This window comes from Sphingobium sp. SYK-6, assembly GCF_000283515.1.
In the GTDB taxonomy this organism is placed as follows: domain Bacteria; phylum Pseudomonadota; class Alphaproteobacteria; order Sphingomonadales; family Sphingomonadaceae; genus Sphingobium; species Sphingobium lignivorans.
The window spans coordinates 3902747-3919232 of sequence record NC_015976.1; the positions used below are offsets into that span (position 1 = coordinate 3902747).

General features: G+C 66.7%; 12 protein-coding genes. 7 read left to right on the top strand and 5 right to left on the bottom strand.

The window, feature by feature from the left end:
• Positions 1–11 precede the first annotated feature (11 nt).
• The gene (locus tag SLG_RS17960) at positions 12–1349 is read right to left on the bottom strand and encodes a dihydroorotase (protein WP_014077944.1); all 1338 of its coding nucleotides are present in this window, start codon (positions 1347–1349) and stop codon (positions 12–14) included.
• Between the two features lie 102 nt (positions 1350–1451).
• Here SLG_RS17960 and ygfZ point away from each other — a divergent pair, with 102 nt between their 5' ends.
• Both ygfZ and SLG_RS17970 read left to right on the top strand, forming a co-directional pair.
• Positions 1452–2198 (top strand): CAF17-like 4Fe-4S cluster assembly/insertion protein YgfZ, encoded by a 747-nt coding sequence (ygfZ, locus tag SLG_RS17965; RefSeq protein WP_014077945.1) that lies wholly within the window; start codon positions 1452–1454, stop codon positions 2196–2198.
• On the top strand, positions 2198–2941 hold the full coding sequence (locus tag SLG_RS17970; protein ID WP_014077946.1) for a glutaminyl-peptide cyclotransferase: 744 nt from the start codon (positions 2198–2200) through the stop codon (positions 2939–2941). Before ygfZ ends, SLG_RS17970 begins: the two co-directional genes overlap by 1 nt.
• Before the next feature lie 293 nt (positions 2942–3234).
• Here SLG_RS17970 and SLG_RS17975 read toward each other — a convergent pair whose 3' ends face one another.
• From SLG_RS17975 to SLG_RS17985, 3 genes are all read right to left on the bottom strand, one after another.
• Positions 3235–4023: a DsbA family protein gene (locus tag SLG_RS17975; protein WP_014077947.1), complete on the bottom strand. Its 789-nt coding sequence runs from the start codon at positions 4021–4023 to the stop codon at positions 3235–3237.
• A 23-nt stretch (positions 4024–4046) separates the two neighbouring features.
• Positions 4047–5405: a M48 family metalloprotease gene (locus SLG_RS17980; RefSeq protein ID WP_041392199.1), complete on the bottom strand. Its 1359-nt coding sequence runs from the start codon at positions 5403–5405 to the stop codon at positions 4047–4049.
• Between the two features lie 148 nt (positions 5406–5553).
• Positions 5554–8313, bottom strand: coding sequence for an Rne/Rng family ribonuclease (locus SLG_RS17985; protein WP_014077949.1), 2760 nt, complete (start codon positions 8311–8313; stop codon positions 5554–5556).
• Between the two features lie 507 nt (positions 8314–8820).
• Here SLG_RS17985 and SLG_RS17990 point away from each other — a divergent pair.
• On the top strand, positions 8821–9711 hold the full coding sequence (locus SLG_RS17990) for an N-acetylmuramoyl-L-alanine amidase family protein (RefSeq protein WP_014077950.1): 891 nt from the start codon (positions 8821–8823) through the stop codon (positions 9709–9711).
• Between the two features lie 136 nt (positions 9712–9847).
• Positions 9848–12367 carry a penicillin-binding protein 1A gene (locus SLG_RS17995; RefSeq protein WP_041392201.1) on the top strand — a complete coding sequence of 840 codons (2520 nt, stop codon included), beginning with the start codon at positions 9848–9850 and terminating at the stop codon, positions 12365–12367.
• Positions 12368–12530: 163 nt separating this feature from the next.
• On the opposite strand, the gene SLG_RS18000 is transcribed toward SLG_RS17995, so the two are convergent.
• Positions 12531–13493: a GGDEF domain-containing protein gene (locus SLG_RS18000; protein ID WP_014077953.1), complete on the bottom strand. Its 963-nt coding sequence runs from the start codon at positions 13491–13493 to the stop codon at positions 12531–12533.
• 332 nt (positions 13494–13825) lie between these two features.
• On the opposite strand from SLG_RS18000, the gene SLG_RS18005 reads away from it, so the two are divergent.
• The 3 genes from SLG_RS18005 to SLG_RS18015 all read left to right on the top strand — a co-directional run bounded on the left by SLG_RS18005 (position 13826) and on the right by SLG_RS18015 (position 16434).
• On the top strand, positions 13826–14368 hold the full coding sequence (locus tag SLG_RS18005; protein ID WP_231848701.1) for a DUF2062 domain-containing protein: 543 nt from the start codon (positions 13826–13828) through the stop codon (positions 14366–14368).
• A 189-nt stretch (positions 14369–14557) separates the two neighbouring features.
• Positions 14558–15685 (top strand): peptide chain release factor 2, encoded by a 1128-nt coding sequence (prfB, locus tag SLG_RS18010; RefSeq protein ID WP_014077955.1) that lies wholly within the window; start codon positions 14558–14560, stop codon positions 15683–15685.
• Complete coding sequence (locus tag SLG_RS18015; RefSeq protein ID WP_014077956.1) at positions 15685–16434, top strand: class I SAM-dependent methyltransferase; 750 nt, start codon at positions 15685–15687, stop codon at positions 16432–16434. Before prfB ends, SLG_RS18015 begins: the two co-directional genes overlap by 1 nt.
• Positions 16435–16486: the final 52 nt, after the last annotated feature.

Below are 16486 nucleotides of genomic sequence, written 5' to 3' on the forward strand. Positions count from 1 at the left end.
CCCTGCTCCCCTCAGTGTCCCGGAAATTCCGTCGCCTCGAAACGGACCGGCTCGCCGACCGCCTCGTTGGCAAGCTGATTTTCCCACATCACGCGATGCCCGCGCACGATGGTTCCCACCGGTCGACCGGTGACCGTCATGTCCTCGAAGGGGCTCCAGCCGCAGCGCGACGTGAACCAGTCTGCCGTCATCGTCCAGCGCGCGCGCAGGTCCACGATCGTGAAATCGGCATCATAGCCGACCGCGATGCGGCCCTTGCCCACGAGTCCGAAGACGCGCTGCGGGCCCGCACTGGTGAGATCGATGAAGCGCTCGAGCGTCAGCCGGCCATGCGCGACATGATCCAGCAGCAGCGGCACCAAAGTCTGCACGCCCGGCATCCCGCTCGGCGAGGCCGGATAGACTTTCGCTTTTTCCTCCAGCGTATGGGGGGCATGGTCGGACCCGAGCACATCGGGCACGCCCTGCCCGACCCAATGCCACAGGCCTTCGCGATGCGCGGTGCTGCGGATGGGCGGGTTCATCTGCGCATAAGTGCCGAGGCGCGGATAGGCATCTTCGGCCGCGAGCGTCAGATGCTGCGGCGTGACCTCGCAGGTCGCGATATCCTTATGCTGCCCCAGAAACGCCAGTTCCGCAGGCGTGGTCACGTGCAGCACATGGATGCGCCGCCCCGCCTCACGGGCAAGCTTCACGATGCGCCGGGTGGCCAGCATCGCGCTCTCATCATCGCGCCAGACGGGATGGCTGGCGGGATCGCCCTCGATCCGCTCACCGAGCCGGGCATTCATGCGCGCTTCGTCCTCGGCGTGGATGGCGACGCGGCGGCGGCCATGCGCCAGGACGCGCGCGAGCGCCTCGTCTTCCGCGACGAGCAAGCTGCCGGTGGACGCGCCCATGAAGATCTTGACGCCGGCCGTGCCGGGCATGCGCTCCAGGTCGCCCAGCATCTCGGCATTGTCACCCGTCGCGCCGACATAGAAGGCATGGTCGCACCACATGCGATGACGGGCGCGGGCCAGCTTGTCCTCCACCCGATCGGCACTGTCCGTGTTCGGGCTGGTGTTGGGCATCTCGAAGACGGCGGTGACTCCGCCCAGCACGGCGGCCCGACTGCCCGATTCGAGGTCCTCCTTGTGCTCCAGACCCGGCTCGCGGAAATGGACCTGACTGTCGATGACCCCGGGCAGGATATCCAGCCCCGTGCAGTCGATGACTTCGCCGGCGTCGCCGGGGCGGGCGCCGATGGCCGCGATCCGGCCCGCGACGATGCCGATATCCGCCGACACGGGCCCTCCGGGCAAATGCACGGTGCCATTGGCGAGAAGCAGGTCGAAGCTCTGGGTCATGGGATCGTTCATCTCCTGTCCGCCTCGCAGCCCATGTGACGCAAAGCCGTTGAAGGCATCGCTGGCCTTGGCGGCGAGGCTTCACTGTCCTACCTAAGAGCAATGGTTCCTACTACCCTTCGTGATCGATCGATCGTCCGTGTCGGCGGCCCGGAAGCGCGCTCCTTCCTGCAGGGACTGCTGACGCAGGATGTGCTGACGCTGGCGCAGGGCGCGCCGCGCTATGCCGGCCTCCTCTCGCCCCAGGGCAAGGCACTGTTCGACATGATCCTGTGGGCAGACCCCGCCGGGGGCGAGGATGTGCTGATCGATTGCGAGGCAGCCCGGGCCGACGCGCTGGTGAAGCGCCTGTCCCTCTATCGGTTGCGCCGCCCGGTCACGCTCGCCATCGAGCCCGCGCTGGCTGTCCATTGGTCGGCCGAGCCGCATGCGGGCGGGGCGCCCGACCCCCGGCATCCGGCGCTTGGCTGGCGCTGGCTGGCACTGGCCGGGGACGGCGACGCATCCGAAGCGTTCCGCGCCTGTCGTCTGGGCCAGGGGATCTCCGAAGGCGCAGCAGAGCTGGGCGAGGACAAGACGCTTTGGCTCGAATGCAATGCGGAGGAGCTGAACGGAGTCGATTATGCGAAGGGCTGCTATATCGGCCAGGAGAACACAGCCCGCATGCATTATCGCAACAAGGTGAACCGGCGACTGGTGGTGGTGCCGCTCGACCAGTCCGACGAAGCGCGCAGGCGAATCGCATGGCCGGCGCTTGGCCTGGCGACGGACCACCGGCCAGTCGATACGCTGGACAGTTTGCCGCTGCCGGACTGGCTCTCATCCGCGCTGGCGCAGACGGCTGATTGATGCGTCTTTTTGTTGCTTTTCTGCTGTTTTTGGCTGGCGCCAGCGCGGCGCGGGCGGAGATCAAGTGGGACATTGTCCGGACACTTCAGCACAGCCAAGACGCGTTCACGCAGGGCCTCTTCATCGCGGACGGCGTGCTTTACGAGAGCACGGGACTGGTCGGGCAATCGGAATTGCGGGCGCTGCGCCTGAAGGACATGCGCCTGCTGAGACGCCAGCCCATCCGCGCCGACCTGTTCGGCGAGGGCATCGCGCCCTGGGGCGACCGGATCGTCAGCATCACCTGGCGCAGCGGCATCGGCTTCATCTGGAGACGCAAGGATTTCAAGGAGCTCGCAACCTTCTCCTATCCCGGAGAAGGCTGGGGACTGACCAGCAATGCCGACAGCCTCATCATGAGCGACGGTACGGCCGAGCTGCGCTTCCTGGACCCCGCCACACAGCGGGAGACGCGGCGCATCACCGTCACCTGGAATGACAAGCCGGTGCGGCACCTCAACGAACTCGAGTTCGTCGAGGGCATGATCTACGCGAACATCTGGTACTCGCCGCTGATCGCGAAGATCGATCCGGAGACGGGGAAGGTCGTGGACTGGCTCAATCTGGCCCCACTGGTGGGCGAAAATGTCGGGAATGATACCGATTCCGTGCTGAACGGCATTGCATGGGACCCCAAGACCCGGCTGCTGTACGTCACGGGGAAGAAGTGGCCGCGCATCTACGCCCTGCGCCTTTCCGACTGATCCCAAATTCCTCGACCGGTTTGATCCCGGTCAAGGCGACAGGAAGCCGCGCCAGCCAGATTGCTCTCAGACGGCATGAGCCGGAACCGCAAGGTTCAAGCCCGCCGGTCCCGCTTTGAGTACGCCACGTCCTTCCGTCCGGGCAGTCTTGGCGTGCGCAAGGGGAGGCCCTCTTCTGGCAGCGGAGAGGGCCTCCAACCTTCCTCATCATCCGTTCACTTCACCGCTCGGCTTGCCCTGCGCGATCATCATATCGCCGGGCGGCAACTCGTCAGAGGTGGGAGCTCGGCGGTTCAGCCACTCTTGCGGGCCTTCTCGATGGCCGCCTTCAAGGTTTCATAGCCCACAGAGCCATTGAACACCTGGTCGCCAACCACGAACAGCGGCGTGCCTTCCGCCCCGAGGGCCTGCGCCAGCCGGATATTCTGCATGATCGCTTCATCGCCGCCGTCATCGCGGATCGCTGCCCGCGCCTTGGCGGCGTCGATGCCGGCCTTGCCCGCCGCCTTGACGACGGAATCGGGCTGGACATTGCCCGCCGCATACATCGCCTGGTGGAAGGCGGGAAAGCGCCCCTCCTCCGCCGCGAGCAGACTGACCTTGGCGGCGCCGACACTATCCTGCGTGATGACCGGAAGCTCGCGATAGACGATGCGCAGATCCGGATTTTCCTTCAGCAGCCGGGCAAGGTCCGGCAACGAGGCGCGGCAGTATCCGCAGGCATAATCCATGAAGGCGACCAGCGTGACGCGCGGCGCCTCGGCGCCTTCCCACGCGCCCTTGTACGGCGTTTCCAGCTCGCTGCGGTGCGCGGCCACCTTGCCGGCGACCTGCTTGGCCTTGAGCCGCTCGATGGCCTCGGGAATGATCTCCGGATGCTCGAGGATATAGGAACGCACGATCGCTTCGATCGCCGCGCGATCACTCGGCGCACCATCCGACTGCATCGCATAAGCGGTGACCGCGCCGCCGGACACGAACACAGCGACGGCCGCCGCCGCGAGCAGGCCGCGCCTGCGCGCGCGCCTGTCACCCGTCCGCGCCGCCAGCGCCGATCCCACCCGGGATGCCGCACGCCACATCGTTCCGAAACCTGCGTTAGAACTCACCTTTTTCGTTCCTTTTCCATGGCGGCGCGACTGACCATAGCGATGTCCTGCGCGCGCAGATAGTCGGGGCTGGCCTGCTGGATGCCGCCCATGGCGATCTCCGCATGGCGCAGCGCCAGCGCATTCTGCCCGGACATGGAATAGCGCTCCGCCGTGGCAAGGGCAGCACGCGCCGTGTCCCCCTTGCGCTGATAGACATTGCCGAGTGCATACCATCCGAACGGATTGTCATTGTCCCGCGAAAGCGCGTTGCGCAGCACTCGCTCGGCTTCTTCCAGATATGCGTCGTCGTCCGTCGCGACCAGCGCATGGCCGAGCAGCGTGGCGATCAGCGGCTGGCCGCCGGTCCGTTCGACCGCTTCGCGCAGCGGGGGGATGGCTTCGGCGGGCTTGCCCGATTCGAGCAGGATCTGCCCCTGCAGTTCGAGAAAATAGGGATCGTGCGGCGCCGACGCGAGCAAGGCGCCGATCTCACGCAGCGCCTGATCGGTATAGGCGCTCTTGTGATAGGCATAAGCCCGCGCATAATGGGCGGGGATCGACTGATCCGAGAGCGGATAGAGCTGCAAGGTGCGCGGCGGATCGTTCACGAAACCGGTGAGCTTCGCCTTCACCCGCTGGAAGCGGGCCTCCAGCGCCGGATCGGTCTTCACGTCCCAGGCGGGATCATGCTGGTAGAGGTTGGTCAGGACCGCGACGCGCTCGCTGGAGAGCGGGTGCGTGCGCACATAGCTGTCCTGCGGCACATAGAGCCGATATTCGAGATTCTGCAGCTTCTTGAAGAACTCGATGCTCCCCTTGCCGCTGATCCCCGCTTGATGGAGATAGCGCGCGCCGGCGGCATCCGCGCTGGATTCCTGTGCGCGGCTGAACGACAGGAAACGCCCCATGGCCGCCTGCTGGCCGGCCGCCATGATGCCCATGCCCGCCTCGCCGCCCCCGGCCGCGAGCGCCGCCGCGCCGAGCAGCAGAGTCACCAGCTGGATGCCCGTCGCTTCCTTGATGCCTTCCATCGAGCGGATGATGTGCCCGCCCTCGATATGGCCAAGCTCGTGGGCAATGACGCCCTGAACCTCGTTGAGATTGTCGGCGGCGCCGAGCAGCCCGCTATGGATCCAGACGATCTGCCCGCCCGCGACGAACGCGTTGATGCTGGGATCATTGATGAGAATGATCTGCGCATTGCGCTCATCGAGCCCGGCTGCGCGCACCAGAGGCGCCGATGCATCCCGCATCAGCGCCTCGGTCTCGGCATCGCGCAGGATCATTTGCGCCAGCGCCGGCCGCGCGCTCATCAGACCGAGCAGCGCGGCGAGCATCAGGAAGCGTGCGAGCAGCCGGATGCCGCCCGGCATCCGGCGCCGGCCCGGCAGCGTGTCGGAAGATGGGCATCGCGAGCTTGCCATCCGGCGCCCTATGCCGGGACCAGCCTGAACACCCGCTGACAGGCGCGCCATCATCCGAATGTCGAGCAGCCCCGGGGCGCGGAGGACCCTGCGGCCATCACGCTCCGAACGTGCGCTGCCACCATCCGCGGCGGGGCGGCTCTTCCGAACCGCCATCCTCCAGCGCCACATCGTCCTGCGCGCTTATTGCCGGCCCGGCTTCCTGGGCCTCAGCAGCTTGCGCCTCGGCGGCAGGTCCATCGGTGGCGGGTGCCTCGGCAGCCGGTTCGGCAGGAGCCTCCGGCGCGACGCTTTCGCTCACCGCCTCGGCAGGTGCTGCCTTCGCGGCAGCCGCCTTGCTGCGCGTCCGGCGCTTGGGCGCGGGCTTCTCCGCTTCCGGAGCGGCCTCTTCGGCCGGCGCTTCGGCCGGAGCCTCGCCTGCGGCAGGAACGGCCTTCTTGCGCGAGCGACGCTTGGGCTTCTCGGCCACTTCGGGCGTTTCCGCCGCTTCGACCAGCTCGGGCGACAGCTCGACGGCAACCACCTCGGCCTCGGCTTCCGGCGCGGCTTCGGCGGCGTCCTCTACAGGCTGCGCCTCGGTAGCAGGCGCGGCGGCACGGCTGCGGCGACGGCGACGCGGTGCAACGGGCTCTTCCGCTTCCACCGGCGTCTCGACCGGCTCGGCTGCGGGCGCTTCGCTCTCTGCGGCAGCCTCGGGTGCGACTGCCTCGGCGGGCTCATGCGCCTCATCGGAGACCGTGGCATCGCTGCCCTGGTCGGCCATATTGCCACGGCGGCGACGACCGCCACGACGACCCCGGCGGCTGCGACGCGGTGCATCTTCCCCGCCTTCGGCCGTCTCGGCAGGCGATTGGGCGACCTCGCGATCCCCTTCCTCGCCGGCATCTTCGGACGCGTCGCCCTCGGCCTCGTTCTCACCGGCGGCGCCGGATGCGCCTTCCTCGCCATCGCGGCGGCCACGCCGACCGCGGCGACGACGCTTGCGCTTGCCGCGTCCCTCGCCCTGGTCGCCATTGGTGGGCCGCGCGGATTCATCGGCCTCCTCGGCCTCTTCCTCCTCGGCGTCCTCTTCCTCGACGAAGTCGTCCTCTTCCTCGACGTCCTCGACGATCGGCGCGTAGCTGATCTGCATCGTCGGACGGGGGCCGCTGGCCTCCACAGACATGCGGGCACCCTCGACCTCGCCATCGGGCAGGATCACGATGGTCACGCCATAGCGGTTCTCGATCTCACCCAGCTCGCGGCGCTTGTTGTTGAGGACGTAGAAGGCTGCCTCCTGGCTCGCCCGCAGCGTGATGATGCTGCCGCGACCGCGCGCGGCTTCTTCCTCAAGCATGCGCAGCGCGGAAAGGCCGGCCGACGAGGCCGTGCGCACAAGGCCCGTGCCCTCGCAATGCGGACAGGCGCGCGTGGACGCTTCCAGCACGCCGGTGCGCAGCCGCTGGCGGCTCATTTCCATCAGGCCGAAGCCCGAGATGCGACCCACCTGAATGCGCGCCCGATCGTCCTTGAGCGCTTCCTTCATCGCCTTCTCGACTTTGCGGATATTGGAGTTGTGCTCCATATCGATGAAGTCGATGACGACGAGGCCGGCCATGTCGCGCAGGCGCAGCTGGCGGGCGATTTCGCGCGCCGCCTCCAGATTGGTCGCCGTCGCGGTCTGCTCGATATTGTGCTCGCGCGTCGAACGGCCCGAGTTGATGTCGATGGACACCAGCGCCTCGGTCGGGTTGATGACCAGATAGCCGCCCGACTTCAGCTGGACCACCGGATTGTACATGGCGGCAAGCTGATCCTCGACGCCGAAGCGCTGGAACAGCGAGACGACATCGGCATATTGCTTCACGCGCCGGGCATGGCTCGGCATCAGCAGCTTCATGAAGTCCTTCGCCGCGCGATAGCCTTCCTCGCCCTCGACGATCACTTCCTCGATGTCGCGATGATAGATGTCGCGGATGGCGCGCTTGATGAGATCGCTGTCGTTATGGATCAGGGCGGGTGCCGCCGATTTCAGCGTCTTGTCGCGAATCTCGTCCCACAAGCGGGCCAGATAGTCGAAGTCGCGCCGGATCTCGGTCTTGGTACGCGAGAGACCCGCCGTCCGCACGATGCAGCCCATGGTCGAGGGCAGGTTCATGTCGGCGATGATGGACTTGAGGCGCTTGCGATCGGCCGAATTGCTGATCTTGCGCGAAATGCCGCCGCCATGGCTGGTGTTGGGCATCAGCACGCAATAGCGGCCGGCGAGGCTGAGATAAGTGGTCAGCGCCGCACCCTTGTTGCCGCGCTCCTCCTTCACGACCTGGACGAGCAGCACCTGGCGGCGCCGGATGACGTCCTGGATCTTGTAGCGGCGGCGCAGCGCCATGCGCTTGCGGCGAATCTCGTCGGCGGCCTGGTTGTCCGCCTTGCCGCCCTGACCGCCCGACGCGGATTCGGAAGGCTCGCCATCCTCGTCCTCGTCATCGCCCAGGTCCGGCCGCTCGACCACCTCGACGTCGCCCGAATCGAGCGAACCGCCCTCATGCTCATCGTCGTCCTCGGCACGGAGAGCGGCTTCCTCGGCGGCATGGGCCGCTTCCTCGGCGAGCAGCGCCTCGCGATCTTCGCGCGGGATCTGGTAGTAATCGGGATGAATTTCCGAGAAGGCGAGGAAGCCGTGGCGATTGCCACCATAATCCACGAACGCGGCCTGGAGCGACGGTTCGACGCGAGTCACCTTGGCGAGATAGATATTCCCCTTGAGCTGCTTGTGCTCGGCTGACTCGAAATCAAACTCCTCGATCCGGTTCCCCGTTACGACCGCGACCCGGGTTTCTTCCCGGTGGCGCGCATCGATCAACATACGCATTGTCATTCAAATTTCTCCGGCCGGCCATCGCAGCTCTCCGCAAGGGAACAGCGCGATCCGGCGTAATGAGGGACTGCGCGGCCCGGCGCGTCAGACAGACGCGGCGACGGCGGAGCGAATCCCGGTTCTCAACGAAAAACTCTGTGCCTTTCGGCCGTGGATCCGTTGCGCAAGCAGGCCTGACCGTAGCGCCAGGAAGCTCGGAGGGCGCCCGCAGCCCGATAATCGCTTGCGCGCTATCCGAGCCTGTCAAGCCATGCCCCATGCAACATCAACCTATCAGATCGCCTTTGAGGGCGATGATTATCCCGTATTCGGACCAGACCTTGCGGCAATCAGCCAGCCGGATCCGGAAGGCCAAAGCGCTAGCAGGGCTTTGGCCGCAGAGCAACGACGAAAAGGCCCGCAAGCATCCGTAGCGCCCGGAGAATCCCCGCCGGCGACCCGCGGAAAAGGCCACACATCAAATTCGGCTGGACGAGAGGCGACGGCACGCGGCAAAAGGGCCGGGCCATGGCCCTGCTGGCTGCCCTTTTCGCTCTCCCCTTCGTTGTGCCCGCGACCGACCTTCCCCTCCGGGAAGCGGTGAGCCGGCCCGCGACGCTGCGCATGAGCAAGCCCTCCAACCCCGCGCGGATCACCGTGCGCATCCCGGACCCGGCGCCGAGCATCGCCCTGCCCCCGATCGCCGGGCCCAGGGACCCGCGCCGCCCGCTGGTCGTGATCGACGCGGGCCATGGCGGCCACGATCCCGGCGCGTACAACCAGAAGCTCGACCTGCGCGAGAAGGACCTTACGCTCGCGATCGCACAGGCGACACGGGACGAGCTGCTCAAGACCGGGCGGATCCGCGTTGCCCTCACGCGCGGCGACGACCGCTTCCTGGTGCTGCAGGAACGCTATGGCATCGCCCGCAAGCTGGGCGCGGACCTGTTCATCTCCATCCATGCGGACGCTGCCGAAACGCCTACCGCGCGCGGCGCCACCGTCTACACCCTCTCCGATGTCGCATCCGACCGGGAAGCCGCCCGCCTCGCCGCGCGCGAGAACCGGGCCGACGTCATCAACGGCATCGATCTTTCGGACAAGACCTCGGCGGTGAGCTCGATCCTCATCGACCTGACGCAGCGCGAGACGATGGAAGCCTCCACGCGCTTTGCCGAACTGCTCCACCGCGAAGCGCTGCCGCATTTCCCCTTCCGCTCGCCTTATCACCGCTTCGCCTCGCTCATCGTGCTCAAGTCGCCCGATACGCCGTCGGTCCTGTTCGAGGCGGGCTATGTCAGCAATGACGAGGATGCCGCATGGATGGCCGGCAAGGACGGGCGATTGCAGCTCGCCAAGGGCCTCGCGGCCGCGATCTCGGTGCACTTCGCCCGCGCGATGTCCACGGCGAAGCCTTGACGGGCGTCATCCCAGGGGCGGATGGGCGCAGGGCTGCCCGGCCTCACCGCTCCCCCTGCCGGGGCAAAAGCGGACCAACTGCGCACCGCCGCAAAAGCGGTTCCCTCGCACGGTGAAAATGGTCTAGGTGGCGCCCATGGACGACGCAGCCAGCGAGGCGACAAAATTCCGGTTCAGGCGCCGGGAAGGCGGAGAACCGGGCTGGGCGAGAGGCCTGCTCGCGAGGATCCGTGGCCTTCACATGCGCCGCCGCTGGCGCTGGCTGACCTATGCCGCGCTGGCGCTGCTGACCGCCCTGCTGCTGTTCTGGCTTCTCTTCGCGCGGGGCCTGCCCGACGCCAAGAGCCTGCTGGACTATGAGCCGCCACTCCCGACCGTGGTGCGGGACATCGCCGGCGAGCCCATCTACAGCTTTGCCCGCGAGCGGCGCGTCCAGCTGCAATATTCCGATTTCCCGCCCGTCCTCATCAACGCCTATCTCTCGGCCGAGGACAAGACCTTCTTCAGCCATCATGGCCTGGACTTCCCCGGCCTCTTCCGGGCCGCGGCGCAGGGCATCATGAGCGGCCAGACGCCGCGCGGCACCTCCACCATCACCCAGCAGGTGGCCAAGAACCTGCTGGTCGGCAATGAAGTGAGCTACAGCCGCAAGCTCAAGGAAGCGATCCTCGCCTGGCGCATGGAAAGCGTGCTGACCAAGGAGCAGATCCTCGAACTCTATCTCAACCAGATCTTCCTCGGCCGGAACGCCTATGGCGTGCAGGCGGCAGCGCGGGCCTATTATGACAAGGACGTCGCCGACCTGACGCTGCCCGAAGCGGCCTACCTCGCTATCCTCCCCAAGGGCCCGGCCAACTACCGGCCCGAGGTCCACATGGAGCGAGCACTCGAACGGCGCAACTGGGTGCTGGGCGAGATGCTCAAGAACGGGTTCATCAACCGCGCGCAACATGACGCCGCCGTCCGTGAGCCGCTCGGCACGGTGCAGCAGCGTGGCAGCGGATACAGCAATGTCGGGGGCTATTATATCGAGGAAATCCGGCGGCGGCTGATCGCCGAGTTCGGCGAAAGCGCGGAAGACGGGCCGAACAGCGTCTATGCCGGCGGCCTGTGGGTGCGCTCGCCGATCTCGCCCTTCATGCAGGACCATGCCGCGCGCGCACTGCGCGAAGGGTTGCTGCGCTACGATTCGGGCAAGGGATGGTCCGGGCCGATCGCCAAGGTCGACGTGGACCGCTGGCAGAGCGAACTCGCCGTCTCCAATATCGATGTCGACTATGCCGACTGGACGGTCGCGGTGGTGCTGAGCAAATCCGGAACCAGCGCCGAGATCGGCCTGCGCGACGGCAGCACCTCGACGCTGCCGCGCAGCCTCGCGATGCTGGTGGACCGGCGCACCGGCCAGCCGACCTTCGATTCGCTGAAGCCCGGCGACATCATTGCGGTGAAGCCGGAAGGCAATGGCTATGCGCTGCGCAACATTCCCGGCGTCTCGGGCGGCATGATGATCGAAGATGTCCACACCGGCCGGGTCTATGCGATGCAGGGCGGCTTCGATGCGCGCCTCTCCTCCTACAACCGGGTGACGCAGGCGATGCGCCAGCCCGGATCGACCATCAAGCCCTTCGTCTATGCCTCGGCGCTCGACAATGGCATGACGCCCGCGACCATCATCGTCGATGGGCCGTTCTGCGTCTGGCAGGGCGGCAATCTGGGGCAGAAATGCTTCCGCAACTTCTCCGGCAGCGGGGCTGGCGCGCAGACGATGCGCTGGGGCATCGAGCAATCGCGCAATCTCATGACGGTTCGCACCGCATCGCAGACCGGCATGGAACGCGTCGTGCGGACCATCAAGAACATGGGGATCGGCGACTACCAGCCCTATCTGGCCTTCGCGCTCGGCGCCGGGGAGACCACCGTCGAGCGGATGGTCAATGCCTATGCCATGCTCGCCAATCACGGCCGCCAGCTGACGCCCAAGGTCATGGATTATGTGCAGGACCGCAGCGGCAAGGTGATCTGGCCGCTCAACTGGCGCCCCTGCCAGGACTGCAACCGCGCCGACTGGGACGGCAAGCCCATGCCGCGCTTCCCGCAGGCCGGCCGCCCGGTGATGAACCCCATGACCGCCTATCAGATGGTCCACATCACCGAGGGCGTCATCCAGCGCGGCACGGCAACCTCTCTGCGTGACCTCGATCGCCCCCTGTTCGGCAAGACCGGCACGACGAATGGCCCGACCAATGTGTGGTTCGTCGGCGGATCGCCCGACATCGTGGCCGGCGTCTATCTGGGCTACGACCAGCCGCGCAACATGGGCGGCTACGCACAGGGCGGAACGCTGGCGGCGCCGATCTGGAAAGCGGCGATGGCGCCCATCCTCAAGGACATGCCGAAAACCCCCTTCGTCGCGCCAACCGGCGTGCGGATGGTGCGGATCGATCGCCGCAGCGGCCGCCGGGTCTATGGCGGCTGGCCATCCGACGATCCGCGCAGCGCCATCATCTGGGAAGCGTTCAAGCCCGAAACGGAACCGCGCATCTCCATGCGCCGCGACGAACTGGCCGACCGTGCCAAGGAAGACAGCCGCACCGGCGGAAACGCGCGGCGCGACGTGAGCCGTGACTTCGCGGGCGAGCAGGGCGGGATCTACTGAGCACGGCGAGGCGGCGTGCGCCGTCTCCCGCGATCGCCCCGGCAGGCCGGAACCAGGCGCACGAGACCAGAAAGACGAGCGGCCGGACATCATCCGGCCTGAAGGGACCCTGCCCCGGCGGACTGCGGGGCGGCCCGGATGTGCTTCGCTGTCAGCGGTCGCCCTACGCGGCGACCTTGTAGATCGTCCGGTTGCGGCCGCTGTTCTTGGCTTCGTAGAGGAGATCATCGGCCTGCCGCAGCGCGGCTTCGGGATCGTTACGGCACAGGGCGATGCCCGCCGAGAAAGTCACCTGGCCAAGCGGCTCGTCGGTATCGCGAACGCGCATGTTGCGGGAGCTGACGGCCGCGCGCGCCTTCTCGACCAGCGCGAAGGCCGTTTCCGCATCGACCTGGGGCAGGACGACGACGAACTCCTCGCCGCCGAAGCGACCAACGATATGGGGATCCATGGTCGCGGACAGCGTCTCGGCCACGACCTTGAGCACCCGATCCCCGACCGCATGGCCGAAGCGATCATTGATCGACTTGAAATGATCGATATCGCAAAATGCCAGCGCAATCTGCGTGCCCTGCTCCGCGAAGAGGCGAAGCTGCCGGTCGATGGCGCGGCGATTGGGCAGATTGGTGAGCGCGTCGCGGGTCGCATCGTCGCGCGCGGCATCAAGGTCCTGCCGCAGGCGCTCGGTCTCGAGCCGCGTCTCGGCGAGGCGCCTCTCCATCTCGGCCGTCCGTTCGAGCATGGCAGCGACGAGTCCACCAAGATCGGACGCCCCGCCGATCATGTCGGCGCGTTGCGCGAGATCGCGGCCGAACGAACCGGCACTGCTGATGGCTTGCGCGGTGAGATCACTGAAAGACAGCATCTGGAGCCGCAGCCTGGCGCGATGCTCTTCCTCCGTGGCCAGCGAGGATGCCGCAGCCCCATGGCCCGTTTCGCCCGGCGCAAGCTCCATGAGCCCGTCGACTTCCTTCTGGGCAAGCCGCACGCCGCCCTCGATGATGCCATCGACCGCCTTGCGGAGCCAGCCATTGGCCCCGGTCAGATAGAGATAGGCGAAGGTGTAGTTGGTCGGCGTCGCATCCAGCATATGCGCATCGAGGAAGCGGATCGCCTCCTGCGCCATTTGCCGGTTTATGTTCTTTCTTTCCATCGATCACCCCCCACGAGCGCTGCGATGCAACGCTGGATAGTTCGCAGTTGATGAAAAGCCGGTTAAGGCCGTTCAGCCCCTGTTCTGCGCGTTCGCAATTCCTATCTTGGGAAGAGGCTGCGAAGCTTGGCCCGAAGAACAGGGCGCGACTGCAGCATCCGCCTGTCGATCGGCGGATCGTCGCGGCAAAAAAGGCCTTGAAGGAGACGAAAGCTTTCCATGGCAGAGCAAATTCTCGATCGATTCACGCTCTGCTCACGATTGATGAGTCATCTCTGACGAACACACGAACAGGAACGGGCACGTTGAAACGCTGGATCATGGACAGGCTACCGACGCGCGAGCAGCTGCTCGCGAACCGTTGGCTGCAGCCAATGGCGCATCGCCTGACGCATCCGCTGCTATGGCATTTCAACAGGCGCTCGATCGCCCGGGGCGTGGCGCTCGGCCTGCTGGCCGGTTTCCTGATCCCGCTGGGGCAGACGCCGGCCGCGGCCATGCTCGCGCTCACCGCGCGCGCCAATCTCATCATCGCGGCCTTCGCGACGCTGGTGACCAATCCGCTCACCTTTCCGCCGATCTATTTCGCTGCCTTCAAGCTGGGGCACAGACTGCTCGGCGACGGCCGGGTGGCGGACAGCGGCAACTGGCTGGGCCAGTCGGCGCAATGGATATACAATATTGTCGCGCCGACCGCGCTGGGCCTCTTCCTCTTCGGCACCGTCGCCGCAGCGCTCGGCTATCAGCTGGTCAATCTCCTGTGGCGGTGGCACGTGGCGCGCCGCTGGCGGCAGCGCTCGCTGGCCCGGCAGGACGACGGCCCCTGCCTCATCACCGGCAATCCCTGAGACCTGCTCCGCGCGGGTACGTGCGCAGGACATGGATCACGCGGTGGCGAATGCAGCCAGAATCGCGCCGTCCTCTCCGCGCCATCGACCGCAACCACCGCGCCTCCCCCTTGACCTGCGCGGCTCCCCGTCGCATCCGGCGGCGCTCGGCCCTATATAGGGCGCTGGAAATTCCACGGAGACCTTCTCATGCGCGCCGAAGCAGAGGCCCATGTCGACCATATCAAGGCAGCGCTCGACTTGCTCCGCCGCTCGCTGGACTGGGACCGGGCGCTGCGCCGGCTCGATGAGCTGAACGCACGGGTCGAGGACCCCACGCTCTGGGACAACCAGAAGATGGCGCAGGACGTCATGCGCGAGCGCACGCGGCTGGACAGCTCCATCGGCGCGACGCGCGCCATCGAGCAGGAAATGACCGACACGGTCGAGCTCATCGAGATGGCCGAAGCGGAAGGCGACAACGCGCTGGTCGACGAGGGAATCGCCAATCTGCAGGCTCTCGCCGCCCGGGCGGACCGGGACAAGGTGGCCGCGCTGCTGGCGGGCGAAGCCGACGGCAACGACACCTATCTCGAAATCCACGCCGGCGCCGGCGGCACCGAGAGCCAGGACTGGGCCGAGATGCTGCTGCGCATGTACCAGCGCTGGGCCGAGAAGCACGGCTACAAGGTGGAAATGATCGAGTATCAGGCCGGCGAACAGGCCGGCATCAAGTCCGCCACGCTGCTCATCAAGGGCGAGAATGCCTATGGCTACGCCAAGACCGAGAGCGGCGTGCACCGGCTGGTGCGCATCAGCCCCTATGACAGCTCGGCGCGGCGGCACACGAGCTTCTCGTCGGTGTGGGTCTATCCGGTCATCGACGACAATATCGAGATCGAGATCAAGGAAAGCGACCTCAAGATCGACACTTACCGCGCGTCCGGCGCGGGCGGGCAGCACGTCAACACGACGGACTCGGCCGTGCGCATCACGCACGTGCCGTCCGGGATCATCGTGGCCAGCCAGAACGACCGGTCCCAGCACAAGAACCGTGCGACGGCCATGAACATGCTCAAGGCGCGGCTCTACGAGGCCGAGCTGCGGCGGCGCGAGGAGGAAGCCTCCAGCGACTACCAGGCCAAGACAGAGATCGGCTGGGGCCACCAGATCCGTTCCTATGTGCTCCAGCCCTATCAGCTGGTGAAGGACCTGCGCACCGGCGTCACCTCGACGGCTCCGGGCGACGTGCTCGATGGCGATCTCGACCCGTTCATGGCAGCGGCACTCAGCCAGAAAGTGACGGGCGAGACAGTCGAGGTGGAGGACGTCGACTGATGATGACGGGCCGGGGAGCATGGCTCGTCGCGGCCTTGCTGCCGGCATCCCTTGCTCTTGCCGCCTGCGACGTCCTCCCGTCGAGGAGCGCGGAACGATCCGCCTCGGCGCAGGATTTTCCGCGCGCTGACCGGCCCGTCGCGCCGATCATCTCGACCCGCTGGTCCACCGAGGAAGCGCGCGACCGGGTCAACGAAGCCAAGGAAATCATGGACCGCGCCGGCATCCGCCCGGGCATGACGGTGGCGGACATCGGCGCGGGCGAAGGCTATTACACGGTGCGCCTGGCCAGCCGCGTGGGGCCGGAAGGCCGCGTGCTGGGCCAGGACATCATTGCCGAGGTCATCGACGCGCTGGGCCGCCGCGTGACACGGGAGGACTGGTCCAATGTGAGCGTCAAGCTGGGCACGCCCGATGACCCGCGCCTGCCGGACGCGAGCTTCGACCGTGTCTTCATGATCCACATGTACCACGAGATCGCCGAGCCCTACGCTTTCCTGTGGCGCCTCTACCCCGCGCTCAAGCCGGACGGGCAAGTCATCGTCGTGGACATCGAACGGCCGACCGACCAGCACGGCACGCCCTCCGCCCTGCTACGCTGCGAGTTCGAGGCGGTCGGCTTCCGCTTCGTCGGCATGGAGGAACATACGGCGGCGGGCGGCTATCTCGCGCGGTTCCAACCAGGCCCCCGGCGCGCCGAGCCCGGAGACATCGCGACGTGCAGGCTGGCCCGCCGGCAAGCGCCCTGAACCGGGCCGGATCGCGACCGCGCGAAAGGCGCGCGCATCGCTTAGTCTTATG